8 protein-coding genes are annotated in these 18,263 nt (G+C 62.4%); 4 read left to right on the forward strand and 4 right to left on the reverse strand.

Features of this window, described 5'->3' with window-relative positions:
* The first annotated feature begins 57 nt into the window (after positions 1-57).
* The 4 genes from V7773_RS16260 to V7773_RS16275 all read left to right on the forward strand — a co-directional run bounded on the left by V7773_RS16260 (position 58) and on the right by V7773_RS16275 (position 6,547).
* On the forward strand, positions 58-2,442 hold the full coding sequence (locus tag V7773_RS16260; RefSeq protein ID WP_092224993.1) for a hybrid sensor histidine kinase/response regulator: 2,385 nt from the start codon (positions 58-60) through the stop codon (positions 2,440-2,442).
* A gap of 71 nt (positions 2,443-2,513) precedes the next feature.
* Positions 2,514-4,163, forward strand: a complete 1,650-nt coding sequence (locus V7773_RS16265) for an acyl-CoA dehydrogenase family protein (protein WP_336074152.1) — start codon at positions 2,514-2,516, stop codon at positions 4,161-4,163.
* 179 nt (positions 4,164-4,342) lie between these two features.
* Positions 4,343-5,842 carry an AMP nucleosidase gene (amn, locus tag V7773_RS16270; RefSeq protein ID WP_336074188.1) on the forward strand — a complete coding sequence of 500 codons (1,500 nt, stop codon included), beginning with the start codon at positions 4,343-4,345 and terminating at the stop codon, positions 5,840-5,842.
* Positions 5,843-5,980: 138 nt separating this feature from the next.
* Complete coding sequence (locus tag V7773_RS16275; RefSeq protein WP_336074154.1) at positions 5,981-6,547, forward strand: pseudouridine synthase; 567 nt, start codon at positions 5,981-5,983, stop codon at positions 6,545-6,547.
* On the opposite strand, the gene V7773_RS16280 is transcribed toward V7773_RS16275, so the two are convergent.
* From V7773_RS16280 to V7773_RS16295, 4 genes are all read right to left on the reverse strand, one after another.
* A complete protein-coding gene (locus tag V7773_RS16280) occupies positions 6,542-6,751 on the reverse strand; it encodes a DUF2788 domain-containing protein (RefSeq protein WP_007937369.1) in 210 nt (69 codons plus the stop codon). The genes V7773_RS16275 and V7773_RS16280 overlap by 6 nt on opposite strands.
* A 235-nt stretch (positions 6,752-6,986) precedes the next feature.
* The gene (locus tag V7773_RS16285) at positions 6,987-7,466 is read right to left on the reverse strand and encodes an Lrp/AsnC family transcriptional regulator (RefSeq protein ID WP_025215622.1); all 480 of its coding nucleotides are present in this window, start codon (positions 7,464-7,466) and stop codon (positions 6,987-6,989) included.
* A gap of 337 nt (positions 7,467-7,803) precedes the next feature.
* The gene (locus tag V7773_RS16290; protein ID WP_238992568.1) at positions 7,804-8,481 is read right to left on the reverse strand and encodes a hypothetical protein; all 678 of its coding nucleotides are present in this window, start codon (positions 8,479-8,481) and stop codon (positions 7,804-7,806) included.
* Between the two features lie 122 nt (positions 8,482-8,603).
* On the reverse strand, positions 8,604-18,245 hold the full coding sequence (locus V7773_RS16295) for a hemagglutinin repeat-containing protein (protein WP_336074155.1): 9,642 nt from the start codon (positions 18,243-18,245) through the stop codon (positions 8,604-8,606).
* Positions 18,246-18,263: the final 18 nt, after the last annotated feature.

Here is an 18,263-nt window from a genome sequence, read left to right on the forward strand (position 1 = left end):
CTACTCAGGGAATGGGGGGCTTCCTGACTCAACCGGACAGGCCGCGCTGGGGCTTAAATGCGCTATTTGCTGATGTTGTTGCTGTGCTTGTCCCCTCTGGCAAGTGCTCTCGAATTCGATGAATTCACCCAAAACCTGCCCTTGGGCCATGCCCTGCAGGTGTTCGAAGATGCGAGCGGCACGGCCTCTATTGACGATGTCCTGGCCCAGGCTGGCGCCGGTGCTTTCAAAGCCCACGACCAAGCCACGCTGAACGCCGGTTACTCGCGATCAGCCTTCTGGTTGAAAATCGACCTGCACTACCGTCCTGCCAATCCGGACGCCCAGCGTACCTGGCTGCTGGAGCTGGCATACCCGCCGCTGGACCACCTCGACTTGTATTTGCCCGATGCGTCGGGGGGCTATCGCCTGGTTCGCCAGACCGGTGATGCCTTGCCGTTCGCCAGCCGCGAGATCCGCCAGAACAACTACCTGTTCAGCCTGGCTTTCAAGCCCGAACAACGGCAGACCCTCTACCTGCGCCTGCAAAGCCAGGGTTCGATCCAGGCGCCGCTGACGCTGTGGTCGAGCACCGCTTACCTCGAACAACAGCCGGTGCGCTTGTATGTACTGGGGATCATCTATGGCGTGCTGCTGGGGATGCTGGTCTACAACCTGTTCATCTACCTGAGCGTGCGCGATACCAGCTACCTCTATTACATCTTCTACATTGCCTCGTTCGGCCTGTACCAGTTGTCGGTCAACGGTGCCGCCGTGGAATATTTCTGGCCGGACAACCCCTGGTGGGCAAACGCCGCGACGCCGTTCTTCATCGGCTGCGCGGGCCTGTTTGGCAGCCAGTTCGCCCGCAGTTTCCTGCAAACCGCCCAGCACAGCCGTTGGCTGGACCGCTTGCTGCTGGCGCTGATCGCCTACAGCGCTGTGGTGGTCGGCCTGTCGCTGATGACCAGTTATGCCCTGGCGCTGCGCCTGGCGACGGTGTTGGCGCTGCTGTTCACCGTGGTGATCTTCGCCGCCGGCCTGTTCGCCTGGTGGCGTGGTCTGCGGGTGGCGCGTTATTTCATCATTGCCTGGTCGGCGTTTCTGCTGGGGGGCATTGTCAATACGTTGATGGTGCTCGGTTACCTGCCGAACGTCTTTTTGACCATGTACGCCAGCCAGATCGGCTCGGCCATCGAAGTGGCACTGTTGTCCCTGGCCCTGGCCGACCGCATCAATGCCATGCGCGAGCAGCAGGCCCAGACCCTGTTGGACGCCGGGCAGAAACTCGAAGTGCTCAACCAGCAACTGGCCCACGGCAACAAGCTCAAGGATGAATTCCTCGCCACCCTGACCCATGAACTGCGCACACCGATGAATGGCGTGATCGGTTCCCTTGAGCTGATGGAAACCGTCGAGATGGACGAGGAGCTGACCCAGTATCAACAGACCGCCGCCGGTTCGGCGCGGGACATGATGCGCATGGTCAACGGCATCCTCACCCTGACCGAGTTGCAGGCCGGCAAGCTCAAGGTCTATCCGGCACCGTTCAGCCTGCGTGGGGTGGTCGATGCGCTGCAGGTGCAGTTCGGCGCCAATGCGGCGGCCAAGGGCCTGGATTTCAAGGTCGACGTGGCCCCTGGCCTGGCGGACCGGTTGCTTGGCGACAGTGGCAAACTGGCCCAGAGCCTGGAATGCCTGCTGGACAACGCCATCAAGTTCACCCGGGTTGGCGGCCTGGCCCTGCGAGTCAGCGGCAGGCCGACGGCGCTTGATCGGCTGGTGCTGTCCTTTGCTGTCATCGACACCGGAATCGGTTTTACCGACCTGGGGGAAGCGACCTTGTACCAGCGCTTCTTCCAACTCGACGGCTCGATGACCCGCGAATATGGCGGTCTCGGCGTGGGCCTGGCCATCTGCCGGCAACTGGTGGAATTGCTGGGCGGACGCCTGACCCACACCTCCGAACCCGGTCGTGGCAGCCGTTTCCAGTTGGACGTGGAGTTTGACGTGGCTTTGCCAGCGGCGGTCCCGACGCCGTTTTCCTTCGGTGGCCGCCAAGGCTCGCGCCTGCCGCAGGATTGCACGGTGCTACTGGCCGATGACAACAGCATCGATCAGTTGGTCATGCGCGGCATGTTGCTCAAGCTCGGTTATCGGGTGCGCACCGCCGACAGTGGCCGCGCTGCGCTGGATCTGCTGCACGGCGAGCGCTTTGATGCGGTGCTGCTCGATTGCCAGTTGCCGCCGCTGGACGGCGTGTCGCTCGGCTGCCAGATCCACACCTTGCCCGGCTGTGAGGAACTGCCGGTGCTGGTGGTCAGCCCGAATGTGGCGCGCGAATGCTGCCCCTCGGGCGCTCAGATCGATTACCTGAACAAACCCGTGAAATTCGAGGCACTGCAGGCGATGCTCCAGCGCCGGGTGCTGTGCCCGAGACAGGGTGAAAGCGCCGATATTTAGGCGGTTATGACACTTTGTCCGGCCTGGAGGCGGTGCTTAACTGAATCCCTGCCCGATCGAGGAGCCCTGTCATGAACCTGCACCAGTTCGCTGAAACCCACGACGTCACCAACCAACCACCGTCCCTGGATGGCGCCAACCTGTACCGCATCGACCTGCCGCTGCAGCAGTGGTCGCAGTACTTTGGGGCGGGCTGGGCGCAGGCGCGGATCGATGCGTATGGGGCGCTGGCCGGCGGGCCGTTGATGGAAGCGGGTTTCCTGGCCAACCAGAACAAACCGGTGTTCTCCAGCCACGACCGTTACGGCCATCGCATCGACCTGGTGGAGTTCCATCCGGCTTATCACCAGTTGATGCGCACCGCCGTCGAGCACGGCCTGCCCAGTTTGCCCTGGGCGCAGCCGCAACCCGGTGCGCATGTCGCCCGGGCCTCGATGACCTATTTGCACAGCCAGGCCGAAGCCGGCACCGGTTGCCCGCTGACCATGACCTTCGCCAGCGTACCGGCGCTGCGCTTGCAGCCGGATCTGGCCGAGCGCTGGCTGCCGAAGGTGCTCGCCACCGAGTACGACCCGCGCAACGTCGGCATGGCCCACAAGGCCGGGGTGACCCTGGGCATGGCGATGACCGAAAAACAGGGCGGCACCGATGTGCGGGCCAACACCACCAAGGCCTATCCGGTGGGTGCCAGCGGTCCGGGCCAGGCCTATGAGCTGGTGGGGCACAAATGGTTCTGTTCGGCGCCGATGTGCGACGCTTTCCTCACCCTGGCCCAGACCGACAAGGGCCTGACCTGTTTCCTGCTGCCGCGCCATCGCCCGGACGACACGCGCAATCAGTTCTACATCCAGCGCTTGAAGAACAAGCTGGGTAACTGTTCCAACGCCTCCAGCGAAGTCGAGTTCCGTGGCGCACTGGCCTGGATGGTCGGTGAAGAAGGCCGCGGCGTGCCGACGATCATCGAGATGGTGGCCATGACCCGCTTCGATTGCATGGTCGGCTCCAGCGCCCTGATGCGCCAGGCGTTGACCCAGGCCAGCCATCACTGTGCGCACCGCAAGGTCGGTGGCAAGTTGTTGAGCGAACAGCCGCTGATGCAGAACGTCCTGGCTGACCTGGCGTTGGAAAGCGAGGCCGCCCTGGCCTTGAGCCTGCGCATGGGCCGGGCGCTGGACCATTTGAATGACGAGCATGAGGCCAAGTTCGCCCGGCTGGTGACGGCGGTGGGCAAGTACTGGATCTGCAAGCGCGCCCCCGCGATGATCAACGAAGCCGCCGAATGCATGGGCGGCGCCGGCTACGTCGAAGACAGCATCCTGCCGCGTCTGTACCGCGAAGCGCCGGTCAACTCGACGTGGGAAGGCTCCGGCAACGTGCAATGCCTGGATGTGCTGCGCGCCTTGTCCAAGGAGCCCGGCGTGCTGGAGGTATTGTTCAGCGAATTGGGTGACGGCCACGGCGACAAGCGCCTGGCTGGCCACATCCACCAATTGCACGCCGCGTTCAAGGACACCGACGATATCCAGTACCGCGCCCGGCAATTGACCGAAGACATCGCCGTCGGCCTGCAAGCCAAGCTGTTGCTCGAGGCGGGCAACAGCGACGTCAGCGATGCCTTCATTGTCAGTCGCCTGGGTTCGGTCGGCCGGGTGTACGGTGCCTTGCCTCGGGGCTTGAATGTCGAGGCCATCGTTACCCGCTCGACCCCGCATGGATTCTAGGCAGGCTACGGCCAACACAGAGTGCTGTGGGAGCGGGCTTGCTCGCGAAAGCGGTATGTCAGCCGCCGAAGAGGTTGGATGTGCTGACGCCTTCGCGGGCAAGCCCGCTCCCACAGGTTTTCATGACGCCGAGAATACCCAATACGCCACTGTTCCCGTCGGGCGGCGATGCAGGCAAGATGAAGGCCTGCAAGTCAGAACACAGGAAGCTGATCGTGACCGAAGCGTTTATTGTCGTTCAAACCGCCGAACAAGCCGTGGATCGTCTGGCGGCCCTGCACGAACGTGCGACCACCGCGTTGAACCAGGCGCTGATGCGTTATCTCAAGGATCGCGTCGAGCCGGATGCCGAGCAAAGGGCGTTGTTTCGCTATCCCGCCTTGCGCCTGACCTACCACTGCCACGGCGAAGTCCCGCAAACCACCCGCGCTTACGCCAAGGTCCAACTGCCTGGCACCTACAGCGTCACCGTCACCCACCCCGCCGCCTTCCGTAAATACCTGCTGGAACAGCTGGTTCCGCTGATGCACGACTTTACCGTCACCGTGGAAGTGGGCGTCAGCGAGCAGAACATTCCTTACCCGTACGTGGTGGAGCAGGGCGACGAACTGGCCGGCTCCGGCGTGACCGCCGCCGTGCTGGCACGAGTTTTCCCCAGCACCGACTTGTCAGCCGCCACCGATGGCATTGCCGACGGCCTCTATGATTGGGAAAACACCGACCCGCTGCCCCTGGCGCTGTTCGACGCGGCTCGGGTGGATTTTTCCCTGCGCCGGCTGGTGCATTACACCGGCAGCGACTGGCGCCATGTGCAGCCGTGGATCCTGCTGACCAACTACCACCGCTATGTCGACCAGTTCATCGTCCATGGCCTGGAGCAACTGCGCAGCGACCCGCGCTTTGTGCGCATGGTCCTGCCGGGCAACGTGATCATCGACAAGAACATGGAGCACAGCGAAGCATCGGCCATTGCCGCCGGTGTGGTCTGGCACCGTTACCAGATGCCGGCCTATCACCTGCAAACCAATGATGGCCATGGCGTGACCCTGGTGAACATCGGTGTCGGCCCGTCCAACGCCAAGAACATCACCGACCACCTGGCCGTGCTGCGGCCCCATTGCTGGCTGATGATCGGCCACTGCGGCGGGCTGCGGCAGTCCCAGACCATTGGCGATTACGTGCTGGCCCACGCCTACATGCGCCGCGACGGGATCCTCGACCGCGTGGTGCCGCCGAACATTCCGATTCCGGCCCTGGCCGAAGTGCAGATGGCCTTGCAGCAAGCGGCGGCCAACGTCACTGGCGAAAAGGGCGACGAGCTGAAGAAACGCCTGCGCACCGGCACCGTGCTGACCTACGACGACCGTAACTGGGAATTGCGCTGGGCCCAGGAGCGTCCGTTGATCAACCTGTCCCGCGCCGTGGCGGTGGACATGGAAAGCGGCACTATCGCCGCCCAGGGTTATCGCTTGCGGGTGCCGTACGGCACGTTGCTGTGTGTTTCGGACAAGCCGCTGCACAGCGAAATCAAGCTGCCGGGCTCGGCCAACGCGTTCTATGAGCGAGCGGTCAACCAGCACCTGAAGATTGGCATCGAGGCGTTGGACCTGTTGCGCACCGAACTCAACTCGTTGCATTCGCGCAAGCTGCGCAGCTTCGACGAGCCGCCGTTCCGTTGATACGGCGGTGGTTATTTAGCGGTCAGGCCACTAGCATTGGCGGTCCTGACCGTTAGATACCGTGCCACCATGCCCCGTCCTCCACGCCCCGCTTCCCGCCGCCCTGGCGCGAAGCTTCCAGCCTCCGCCCCGCGCCGTGTGTCCAAGGCCCCGCCGGCCGAGCCGAAGCTGATCCTGTTCAACAAACCCTTCGATGTGCTGACGCAATTCAGTGACGGTGAAGGGCGGGCGACGCTCAAGGATTTTATCGACGTACCGGGCATCTACCCGGCCGGCCGGCTGGATCGCGACAGCGAAGGCTTGCTGTTGCTAACCAATGACGGACAACTGCAAGCGCGTATCGCTGACCCCAAGCACAAGCTGGCCAAGACTTATTGGGTGCAGGTGGAAGGCGAACCGACTGCCGAACAGTTGCAGCGTTTGCGCGATGGGGTGGCGTTGAACGACGGCATGACCTTGCCAGCCGAGGCGCGCCCGTTGGACGAGCCGCAGTTATGGCCGCGCAACCCGCCGGTGCGCTTTCGTAAAAGCGTACCTACGAGTTGGTTGGAACTGGTGATCCGCGAAGGGCGCAACCGCCAGGTACGGCGCATGACCGCCGCGGTGGGCCTGCCGACACTGCGCCTGGTGCGGGTCAGGATCGGCGACTGGACCCTCGAAGGACTCGATCAGGGCCAGTGGAGGGAAGTGCCGGCGCGCTTATAACGTCCCGGACTCGATCAGGCCGATCACCACGCTCTTGATCACGAACGCCGCCACGCCCAGCCCCAGCACAAAAAACAGAATGAACGAGCCGAAACGCCCGGCCTTGGATTTCTTCGCCAGGTCCCAGACGATGAAACCCATGAAAATGATCAGGATGCTGACCAGGCCGGTCATCATCCACTCTTCGAAAACAGCAGGATCCATCAGGACACTCCGGCGTAAGCGGGGTTGAAAAGGCGCGGCGAGTATAAGGCATGAGGCGCGGACGCGGGATTGGCCTGCGGCGGTGTGTCGCAGCTATTCATCGGCTGGGCTGTGGCGAGGGAGCTTGCTCCCGCTCGACTGCGCAGCAGTCGCAAACCGGTCCACTGGCAATCCGGCCGAAGCTTGGGGTCGCTTCGCAACCCAGCGGGAGCAAGCTCCCTCGCCACAAAAGCGGTCAGCTGCGCAGGTGAGTCAACGGCAGTTCGGTGCTGTTGAGCACCTGGTTCAGCACAAAGCTCGAACGCACGCTGGTGACGCCATCGATCCGGGTCAGATGCCCCAGCAGCAGTTTCTGGTAATGGTCCATATCCGGTACCACCACCTTGAGTTGGTAATCCGCGTCCATGCCGGTGACCAGGCTGCATTCCAGCACTTGCGGCAGGTTGCGGATGGCCGCTTCGAAGTTCTCGAAACGCTCGGGGGTGTGACGGTCCATGCCGATCAATACGTAGGCGGTCAGGCTCAGGCCCAGCATTTTGCGGTCGAGCAGGGCAACCTGGCGCGTGATGTAGCCGTCATCCTCCAATTGCTTGACCCGTCGCGAACAGGGGGAGGGCGACAGGCCGATGCGTTCGGCCAGTTCCTGGTTGGAGATGCGCGCATCGCGCTGCAATTCCGCCAGAATGCTCAGGTCGTAACGGTCGAGTTTGCTCATCGGTCGGGCCTTTATCTGGATAATTGCGGAAGATTATCTATCCAGGGTTAAAAATTGCGCAAGTGATGTTTATTTCCGCAATCTTAGCAATCCTCTGCCAGCGCCCCAGGCTTATGCTTATCACCAAGATCACTGCTCGGACAAACAGTCCAGTGCGGCCCGCCCAATCAGGCCGGCTGCGGTCGCGGCACTCACCGGTGTTGGCAGACCCCCGAGCTGCACACTGTCCAGAAGACGGCGTGAGGTGAGCCGACGTCATAAGCGTCGAGCACGGACGAAATTCTCAAGGGGAGGCCGACGGGTCTCCCTTTTTTATTGGGTGCAGATTCTGCTTTGGCTAGGGCACGTCATACCCGCAGGCGCGCAAGCGCTGGCGGGTCAGGCGTTTGTCCGGGTAGTCGGCGCCCCAGTTCAGGTGCTGGTCATAGCGGGATTTGACGTGGGCGCAGGCGGCTTTGATTTTTGCGTCAGCCTCGGCCAGGGCGGCATCGGACAGGCGATTGATTTTCAGGCTCTGGAAAAACGGCAGGATAAAGGCCTGATCCAGGTCATAGCCCTTGGTGCCTTCGGCCAAGCGTTGGCCGGCGCGGACATGGAACGGTTGCCTCAGGCCGCTCTGGTTTTCCCAGCACCAGTACTTGACGACCTCTTCCCAGGAGCCCGTCGGGCTGTGCCAAACGTTATGAAAACGCAGGCACCGCATCCCTTGACGAGTGACCCAGTCGATCTCCTGTGGGCGAGGCTCGCTCGAATACAGATCCATCTGAGCCCGTTTGTTTTGCAGAAATTGCTCGGGAGCATAGAGGTCCTCTACGTTCCCATCGAGCATGCCCTCTACGATCAGGAACAGTGACGACGCCAAGACCTCAAGCTCACCGGAACGAAAGCTGCCGGAGGTGCCCGCCGACAGCACGTCGCGGCGTTTGTCATAGGTAAAGCCACTTTTGATCGTGCCGCACGTGGTGTGTCGCAGCGGCTCGGGCAGGTCATAAGAGAAGCGAGGACTGAGGGTCACCCGCTGTTCTCCCACTTCACATAACATGCGGCTCAACCGCCGATCGTCCTCGTGCACCAACGGTGTCTGCCCGCAGCCCCAAAGGGTCACGGGCAGTAATAGCAGGGCAAGTCGGCTCAGCGTCAAAGTGAAGCGCCGAAGGCATTGCCGTTCTTGTCGATAAAGGTCGGTACGATATAGGTCTTGCTTCTGGTCCCGTCCGGGTTGGTGGTCGTGCCGTTCCTGAAGTCCTGCTGCAATTGACTGGCGCCGTTTCCGCACATCGATTGAACCTGGCACAGGTAGTTGGAGTGCGGGCTGTCTTTACCCATGAGGCCAGGGAGGGTGAAGACGGCCCCCAGGAAACGACTGATCGGGTCGCTGGAGTTCATGGCGTTGCGTCCCAGAAGGTCGGACACCGAATCGGTCATCGGCAACATCCCGAAGAACACCTGCTTGTCTGGCCGGTTGACCTGGAACACTGCATTGTCGGTAGTGTTGAAGCCGGCTTTTTCCGCTGCGGTGAAGAATTTTTGCGCGTATACCGGCGCCCCTGAAAGCTGGATGCTGCCGGCGTTTTGGCCAAAATCCAGGCCTTCGAGTGCCCGGTAGGTGAGCAACGCACCCTGGCTATGGCCGACCAGGTCCAGCTTGAAGCCCTGGTCGATGCCTGCCTGGTAGAACTCATGCAACTGCTGGGCGTTGCCGGAGCGCTTGATGCCTCCGAGGTTCACGTCCCATGCCGATTCCAACAGGTCGCCGAGGAAACCATGTTCCGGGTTGTAGGCCTGCATATAGTTGTCACGGCCGGTTTGCATACCGCCATTGACCAGCGCCGCCTCGAATGCATTCTGGATGCCGTTGGTGGCAATCGCTCCCGGCGCGTCGGGACGCAGGATCATGTCGAACTTGGTCTTGGCCAGGTCCAGCAGCGGCTTGCCGGTTTTCGGGTCCATGGCAACGTTGCCCTTGGCATCTTTCTGATAGACCAGTTCGGTGCGGTAGAAGCTCATGTCGCCACTGAGCAGCACGGGTAACTGCGTGGCTACGCCACCGTGGCTGATCACGCCTGGCATCAGGCCCAGGGTTCCGTATGAGGTTTTGTCCATGGCGCTTTGCATCACACCCGGAATCCAGGCCAGAGGTGCCAGGCTCGGATTTTCAGCCAGCGCCTGCTCAGTGGCCTTGGTCAGGTTGCCGTAGTTCTTGAACAGATCGGAGCTGTTCTTGCCATAGTCCTGCAGCCCTTTTTTCCACCGATCCAAGGTTTGCGACGGGTTGCCCACCGAGTTCAGCGACGACTCGCTCACATAGAGTTCGGTACGCTTTTCCTTGTCCTTGGTGATGTCATAGGCCTTGGTCAGATCGCGGTTGAGGCCGCTGGTGGAGTTTTGCCCGGTAACCGCGTCGTTGCGCACGATGATGTTGCCCGCGCCGACGGTGGCGCGCACATCCTGCTCGCGCTCCTTGCGGTAGTCGTAGCCGCTCACGCTCCAGCCATTGAAGCCTTCCTTGGGCGCGCCGCTCAGGCTCTTGTCGCCAGTGAAGGCCACGTCCTTGCCGCCGGTGGCCTTGGCGCCGTTACCCGCGTCCGCGCCCCAACCAAAGGCACCGCCAACGTTGACGTAGTAGCTGTGCTCCTTGTCTACGCCATTGATGTCACGGAAGCCCAGCGTGTTGGTGTCGAGCTTGAGCTTGCCGTTGTCGGCGGCGATCAGCGCACCGTCGATCTGGGTGTGTTTCTCGGTGCGGATATCCACGCCGTTTTTACCGGTGATGCTGGTTTGCTGTTCAACCCAGTTGGTCTTGCCGGTGGTCTTGCCCGCCCCCACTGAACCGCTGACGCCACCGCCACCGGCCAGGCCGATGCTGACGGTGACGCTGGCATCGAACTGCTTGCCGCTGACTTTGCCGGTGTCTGGCACCGACGACACCAGCAGGTCGCCGCCGACGCGGCCAACCACTTCGTCGGCGTGCAGGTTGGCGCCGGCGATGGTGGTGTCGTTGCCGCTGTTGAAGCGCAGTTGGTTGCCTGCGTACAGGTAGGCGGTCTGCTGTTTCTCGGTTTCCCGTTCCAGCTTGCCCTTGCCCATGTCGACGCTGGCGTAGACAGCGATGAAGTCCTTGCCACCCAGGGCGATGCCGACTTCTCCGCCACCGCTGCGCCGGGTGGATTCGCTGTCGGAGTCGTTCTGTGCGGCGCGGATGGTCAGGTCCTTGCCGGCACGCAAATCGATATCGTGGCCGGCAATCACCTGGGTACCGATCATGGTCAGGTTCTCACTGGCCTCGATGTTGGTATCACGCCCGGAGAGCAGTACGCTCGGGTTGTTAGTGCCCTGGGTCATTTCTTCGCTGGCCACGCCGTTGCTGCCACCGATCCCGGCGCGGGCACTGCCGCCGCCGCTCTGGCCATTGATGCCGCCCTGGCTGCGGGTGGTCTGGCTCTCCTGGTTGATTGCGCCACGGGCCACGTCGAGGTTGACGTTCTTGCCCACCAGGGTGATGTCGCGCCCGGCCTCGAACTGACTGCCGCGCACATTGAGGTTGTTACCGGCCACGGCGTTGATGTCACGCCCGGCGCTCAAAGTGGACGGGACGTTGTCGCGAATTTCCGAACGCGAGCTGGTGCCCTGGCTGGCCGAGCCAAGGTGAGTGGCGCTGGTCGGCCCGGAAGTGAAGGAGTTGATGGCGTCCACGGTGCTGAGCACGCTGGAGGCCTTGCTGACGTTGTCTTCACCTTTGCCGGTGCCGTTGATGGCGTCCATGGTGTTGCCATAGTTGTGGCTGATGTTGGCGGTCAGGCCGTTGCGGTCGCGGGTCTTGCTGCGCTCCTGGATGAAGGTTTCATCGGCGGCATCGACATTGATGTCGCGTGTGGCCTGCAGGCTGATGTCGCGCCCGGCGTCCAGGCCCGCACCTTCGAGGGTCAGGTCGCGCCCGGCCTGGACGGTCATGTCCTGGCCGGCCACCAGTTGGCTGCCGGCGGCAGTCTGCTGGGCGGCGCGGGATTTTTCCTTGGTCGCTTCGCGTCCGGCAAACGCAGTGAAACCGTTGCGATCGCTTTCCAGGGACAGGCCGCTCTGCTTCGTGGATTTCCAGTTGCTCTGGTCCTGGCTGTTACTGCCGGCCAGTACGTTGACGTCGCGCCCTGCGCCCACTTGCAGGTTACGCCCGGCCTGGGCGGTGCTGCCGATCATGTTCACGTCACGGATGCTCTGTACGGTGACATCGCGGCCAGCGGTGACTTGGCTGCCGACACTTTGGGTCTGCAGGTTTGCCTGCCCGGACTTCTTCGCCGAGGCGATGGAAATGAAGTTGCCGGAGGTGCTGAAGCCAACTTTGCTTTTGTACTTCTCGCTTTGACTGGTGGACTCGTTGGCTGCGTCCATCAGGTTGACGTCGCCGTTCTTGTCGACCATCCCGGCGCGCAATTGCGCATCGCGCTTGGCGTCGACACGGCTGGCGGACAGGTTGACGTTACCGCCAGCGACCACCACGGCATCGTTTCCGGCGCTCAGCTCGCTGCCCACTTGGGTGATGCTGCTGGAACTGCGGCTATTGCCGCTTTTGCTCAGGCCGAAGCTGCCTTTTTTCTTCATGCTGTAGCTGCTGTCGGTCTGCTCTTGCGCCGACATCAGGTTCACGTCGCCGGCCCCCCCCACCAGCAAGTCGTTGCCGGCCTTGAGCTGGCTGCCGATCACGCTTACATCGCGGCCACCCGTGAGGCCGATGCGTCCGTCCTTGTCCTGGGTGACGTTGACGGTCAGGTCGTGTCCGGCCTCGATCTGCGAAGCCACGTTGCTGGTCGACGAGTCCGCGCTCTGGGTGGTTTTGCTTTTGCCCCAGGAACCTTTTTTCTTCTGGTAGAAGGTCGAGGACTGTTCGTCCTGGGCCGAGACAATGGCTATGTCATTGCCTGCATTGAGGGCCAGGTCATGACCGGCCTTGACTTGGCTCGCCACGACCGCCATGTCACGTCCGGCGTTCACTTCCAGGTTGCCGCCAGTGGTCACGCTGGAGCCGAGGGTCTTAACCGTGTTGTTGGTCACCAGGCCACGGCGGATCGCATTCTGGGTGAAGGTGTGATCCTGCACCGCGAGCATTTCCACGTCGCGGCCGGCATTGAGCGTGGCATTGCCGTCGCTGTTGATCTGGCCTTTGTTGGTCAGGTCGCGTCCGGCGCTGACATTCAATTGCTGGCGGGCACTGATCAGGCTGCCCTGATCCAGGTTGGTCCGCGAGCCGGAACCGTAGAGCACTTCCATGGCGGCGCGCTCGTTGACGACGTCGCCTTTGACGGCGGTGAGGTCGACCTGATTGCCACGTACTTCGCCGCCCAGGGCGTTGCGAATACTGTTCTGGGCCATCAGGCTCACACGCTCGCTGGCTTGCGTCAGACCGCCCTGATAGAGATTGTTCCCCGCCTGTGCCACCAGGTTGCTGCTGGCCCGCAGGGTGCCGACGTTGGTCAGGTCGTTGCCGGCCATCAGGTTAATATCCCGGGCCTGCACCAGGCTGCCGCCGCGCAGGTTGCGCGACTCGGCCTGGGCCAGGTAGAGCACCGGCACCAGGACTTGCTGGCCCTGCACCTGGCGGGTCTCCATCCAGACAATGTCGTGGGTCAACGCCGCCACTTGCTGGGCGCTCAGGGCTACGCCGACGCTCAGTTGCAACGAGTTCTTGGCGGCGATGGCGTTATCCATCAGGTACTGGTATTGCTCGTAGTCGCTGGTCAGGCTGGCGGCGAGGAAGCGCTGACCGGTCTGAGCCAGCACCGCTTCGCGGATCAGGCGGGTTTCGTACAAGCCATCACCCAGGCGACGCCAGCTGCGGTCGTCGTTGTAGCCCAACAGGCCCAGCATGTAGTCGGAGCTCATGAAGCGCGAGAGGTTGGTCAGGTTCGGGTTGGTCTCGATCAGGTAGCGGCTGTCCGGATTCTGGCTACGCACGAACAGGCCATAGTCACCTTCCGGCAGTCGATAGGTGGCGAGCGCTGTGGGGTCGACGGCGGCGAAAGGTACGCCGGCAAAGTCCACCGGTACAAAGCTGAGCTGGGTGCTGCCGTCGGCAGTGACACGCTCGACGCGCCGTACATCTGCCGCCACCTGGGTGCTGCCGCCACTGCCCAGGGCATTGACGGTGATGGTCTGGCCACCGACCAGGCCAACGGTGTTAGTCAGGCTCTGGCCGGTCAACTGGGCGCTGGCCTGTTGAGTCAAGGTGCCGTTTTCCAAGTTGCCGGTGACGGTAAGGTTCAACTGGCGACCGGACTGCAAGGTCGAGGCGTAACCCGTCTGGGTGCCGTTGTGTACGACGCTGCTCTGGCCGATGAGCGGGTACTGGGTGATCGCCGTCGGAATCGGTTGCTGCTGGTCCGGGGCGCTGCCGGCGTTGGCCGCGTTCCAGGCATTGGCGTTGGACTCTGCCCAACGGAAGTCGCCCTGTTTCACCCCGTGCAGGAAGTAAGTGGTGCTTTCGACACGCTGGTCGAGGGTCGCCCCACGGTTGTAGAAGTTTGTCGCGTTGACGAATGCGTCGCGGTTGGCGGCAAGCAGGCTTTGCTTGTTTTCCACGGTACCGGCATTGATCAGCAGGTCACGTCCGGCAATCAGGCGTGCGCCCGGAGAGTCCTGGATGATTTTTCCCAGGTAGGTGCTGTTGACGATAAAAGTCGCGGTGTGGTGCTTGCCGGAGCAGTCGGTACAGTTGATGTCGATGCGGCGGCTGACAAGGGATTCGCCGATCTCGAAGGTGTCCTTGGTGTTTTCCAGGTTGGCGACATTGAGGTTCATGTCGCCTTCGCTTTCGATGTTCGCCGAGCGGTTGCTCAGGCTGTTTGCCTGGCCACCGTCGAGGGCGGCGAAGCTCAGGTTGCCCTTGCTGTAGATGTCGCCGTAGAGGTTGCTCAGGGTGGCGCCGCGCAGGTTCATGTCGGCGCCGCTGTAGATCAGGGTATTGGCTGAGGTGCTGATGCCGTTGCCCGCGAAGATGTCTACTTGGCCAAGGGCTCCGAGGGTTCCGCGGTTGCTGACTTGTGCCGCGTGGATCTTGAGATTCTGGCTGGCGATCAGGCGCCCCAGGTTGTCCAGGTTGCCGCGCAGGTTGAGGGTGGTATCACCGGCACTGGCGATACGTCCGCCATTTTGGGTCAGGTTCCCCGCCGAGAGGCTGACGGCCTTGGCCGCCGACAGCAGGCCGTCATTATTCAGGTCGCCGGTGAGCGTCAGGCTCAGGTCGCCGTCGCTGAGTACCTCGCCGCTGTTATTCAGGGTTGTGGCGCTTAACATCAGGTTGCTGGCACTGGCGATGCGGTCACCGGCCAGCAGGTTGAGGTTGTTGCCCACGGCCACATCCAGAGCGCCATTGAACTGCAGGCGCCCGGTGCCATTGATCGAGCCAATGTCCACATCGCCGTGGCCCAGACCCGTGATGCTGCCCTGGTTGCCGCTCAGGCTGGCGAGGTCGATCTTGAGCAGGCCTGCTCCGGTGTGTTCGACGCTGCCGGCAAGGTTGTTCAGCGCGCCAGCCTTGAGGTTGAGGGCCTGGCTGGTGACGCCGATGGAGCCGCTCTGGTTGTTCAGGTCGCCAGTGAGCAGAATCTGACTCAGGTTGCCGCCAATGGCGCGGATACGGCCAGTACTGTTATTCAGGTTGTCGCCGGTTAGCAACAGGTTGCCGCCCGATTCGATCAGGCCGGTCTGATTGTAGGTGCTCACAGCGTTGAGGCTCAGGGTCCTGGCGCTGATTTCACCGCCCGCGCGGTTGTCCAGAACCTGGCCCTGGCTGCTGAGCAGGCCTTGGGCATAGAGGCGGCCCGCCTGGTTGGTCAGGTTGTCGACCAGCAGTTTCAGGTCGCCGACCTGGGCGTTGATGAGCCCGGCCTTGCCTGCCAGTGCGCTGTTGTCCACAGAGGCGGCCACCACTTCGGCGCTGTCACCTTGCAAAGCACCACCCTGGTTGTTCAGTGTGCCTTGATTAAGCTGTAGATCGGCGTGGCCGCCGCGCGCCAGCACCAGGCCTTCGCTGTTATTCACGGTGGTGGCGGTGATTTTCAAACCCTCGGTGCCGGACAGCAGTTGGCCCTTGCGGTTATCCACCACCGTACCCTGCACATCCAGGCGTTTGCCAGCGAGGGTACCGCCCTGATTGTCAAACTGTGTGGCCTGGGTCACGCGAACTGCCGACTCGCCACCGTCGATCAGGCCCAGGGCGTTGTTCAATACGCCTGAGACCACCAGTTCAATCGTACCGCCGGTGGCAATCACCGAACCTTGTGCGCTGTTGTCCAGGCTGGAGGCATTGGCCCCGATACTACTGCCCAGCAGCACGCCGCCGTGGTTGTCGAGGTTGTTGCCATTGATCTGTAAATGCCCGTCGCTCTGCACGCGGCCCTGGTTGTTGAGCAATTGCCCCCGCGTCATGCCCTGGTCCTTGAGCGTCAGCAGCGCACCCCCGGTCCCGGCCAGCAGCAAGCCGTTGGCGCTGTTGTCGATGCGCCCTGCGCCAACGGTCAGTTGATCGCCCACCACGCGGCCGCCGCGGTTATCCAGCAAACCGCTTTGAGTCAACAGCAGTTGCTTGCCGACGATCACACCTTGCTGGTTGTTCAACGCTGCGGCGCTTACGTCGAGGTCGCCGACTTTGGCTTGAAGATGACCGGCGCTGTTGTTCAGTTGCTGGGCCACGACCATTGTCAGTTTGCCGGTCTCGGCGCTGAGCACGCCTTGGGTGTTCTGGCTGAGGCTGTCCAAACCCACGCTGAGCTGGCCGCCGTTGACGTTGCCCTTGAGGTTGTTCAGATCCCGGGCAGAGAGAGTGGCGACACTTGTGCCCTGCAGCAGGCCTTCGGTGTTGTTGACGTCCTGGGCGGTAAGATCCAGTTGATCGGCGCTGATCTTGCCTTGCTGGTTGTTCAGGGCACCTTGGCTGACCAGGGTCAACTGCTGGCCCACCAGTGTGCCGCCCAGGTTGTCCACGGTCCCGGACTTGACGGTCAGCACGGAGGCCGCCTGGATCCGGCCGCCCTGGTTGATCAGGTCTTGAGTCACGGTCAATGCGTTGTTGCCAAGTTCGGCACTGATCAGGCCATTGGTGCTGTTGTCCAGGCGTTCGGCAGTCAGTTTCAGGTGATCGGCGACGACTTTGCCGCCCTGATTCAGCACCCTGGCGGCGCTGACATCCAGCAGGCTTTGGGCTTGCAGCACGCCGCCGGTGTTGTCGAGTTGGCCGCTGACCTTGAGGTTGGACTGGCCGACACTGGAAGCGATCAGGCCACCTTGGTTGTCCAGGCGCTCGGCGGTCAGTTGTAGTTGATCGGCGATCACCGAACCGCGCAGGTTGGTCAGTTGTCGAGTGTTGAGTTCGAGGTTGCCACCGGCCAGTTCGAGATGGCCGTCGGTGTTGTCCAGGCTGTCGAGATTGAGGGTGGTGGACTGGCCGTCGCCGAAGCGGATCAGAGCGCCCAGGTTGACGATGGCCGGAGTCAATAGAGACAGCGTGTTCAGACCCAGCACCCGCGCCGAGGTGCCCTGGTTGACCAGGCGAGCACTGGTCAGGCCAACGTTGGCGCCCTGGATGATGCCGTTCTGGTTGTCGATCACCTCGCTGGCGTCTACTGCGAGGTTGCGGCTGGCGACGACGTTACCGGTGTTGGTCAGTTGTTTGGCGGTGATGGTGACGTCGCCGCCCTGGTTGCGGGTGTTGTCCGGGTTCACCCCGGCTTCGACGATTCCGTTGTTGATGACCTTGCCGGCGCTGGTGACGGTGACTTTGTCGCGAGCGGCAATGCTCTTGCCCACCGTTACATTGGCGCGGGTGTTTACGCTGACCTGGGTGCCAGCGTAGACCTTGCCTTGTACGTCCAGGCTTTGTCCGTTGACGGTGATGGCCTGGTTGGCGCTGGCGTTGTTCATGCTGACCTTGCCGCTGGCGTCGATCTGGATGTCGCCCACGCTGGCCGCCATGTCGCCCGCCAGGCGCACGCCCACACCTTTTTCGGTACCCACCAGACGAATCGCACCGGCGTACATGCCGCCCAGGGCCGAGCTGTCGATGGCCAGCTCGGGTTTTTCGCTACCATCCTCGGCGCGGGCGGTGGCGCTCAGATTGTCGGCGCTGACGTCGTTGCGGCCAGTCACCACATTGAGGTTCTTCGCATAGATATTGGCGTTGAGTTTGGCGCTGCGGGTAATCAGGTCGAACTGGTCGGCGTCACTGGCATCCAGGCCTGCACCTTCGATGCTGATGTCGCCACCGTCGACCTGGAAGCTGTCCAGGCGCTGGCCGTCCATGATGGGCTTGCCGGTGGTCAGGGTGGCGCGTGGCGTGTTGATAAAGCCACAACCGCTGCAGGTGATGCCATTGGGGTTGGCGACGATGACGCGTGCCGCTTGCCCGGCCACTTCGGTATAGCCGGCCAAGTGGCTGCGATTGCCACTGGTGATTTCGTTGAGGATGACCTGTGCGGCCTGGCCCTTGAGATTGCTGTTGCCGACGATGATGCCACCCAGTTGGGTGCTCTGCGTCTTACCAGTGGCGTTGTTGAGAATCACGCCGTTCTTGCCGACGTTATAGTCGGTGAACTTGTTGTGGGAAAGCCCGCTGCCATTGGCGCCGTTGATGTTGATCACCGGCACGCCGTTACCCGCCGCCCCAATGGTCGTCTTACCCCCCGCTGCCGCGTCGACCGCAAGACCTGCCGCCGCCGCGACGATGGGATTGAGGAACACAATCGAGGCCAAAGACAGGGCAATACTCTGAGACAGGGGGCTACGAACGTCCATGTGAAAGTCTTCCATTTA

Origin of the sequence: Pseudomonas sp. 3JA (assembly GCF_036961705.1) — a bacterium.
Classification (GTDB): Bacteria; Pseudomonadota; Gammaproteobacteria; order Pseudomonadales; family Pseudomonadaceae; genus Aquipseudomonas; species Aquipseudomonas fluorescens_Q.

Coding starts and splice junctions, on each gene's coding strand:
- V7773_RS16260 (WP_092224993.1), top strand. CDS start 58: ATGCGCTATTTGCTGATGTTGTTGCTGTGCTTGTCCCCTCTGGCAAGT.
- V7773_RS16265 (WP_336074152.1), top strand. CDS start 2,514: ATGAACCTGCACCAGTTCGCTGAAACCCACGACGTCACCAACCAACCA.
- amn (WP_336074188.1), top strand. CDS start 4,343: ATGAAGGCCTGCAAGTCAGAACACAGGAAGCTGATCGTGACCGAAGCG.
- V7773_RS16280 (WP_007937369.1), bottom strand. CDS start 6,751: ATGGATCCTGCTGTTTTCGAAGAGTGGATGATGACCGGCCTGGTCAGC.
- V7773_RS16285 (WP_025215622.1), bottom strand. CDS start 7,466: ATGAGCAAACTCGACCGTTACGACCTGAGCATTCTGGCGGAATTGCAG.
- V7773_RS16295 (WP_336074155.1), bottom strand. CDS start 18,245: ATGGACGTTCGTAGCCCCCTGTCTCAGAGTATTGCCCTGTCTTTGGCC.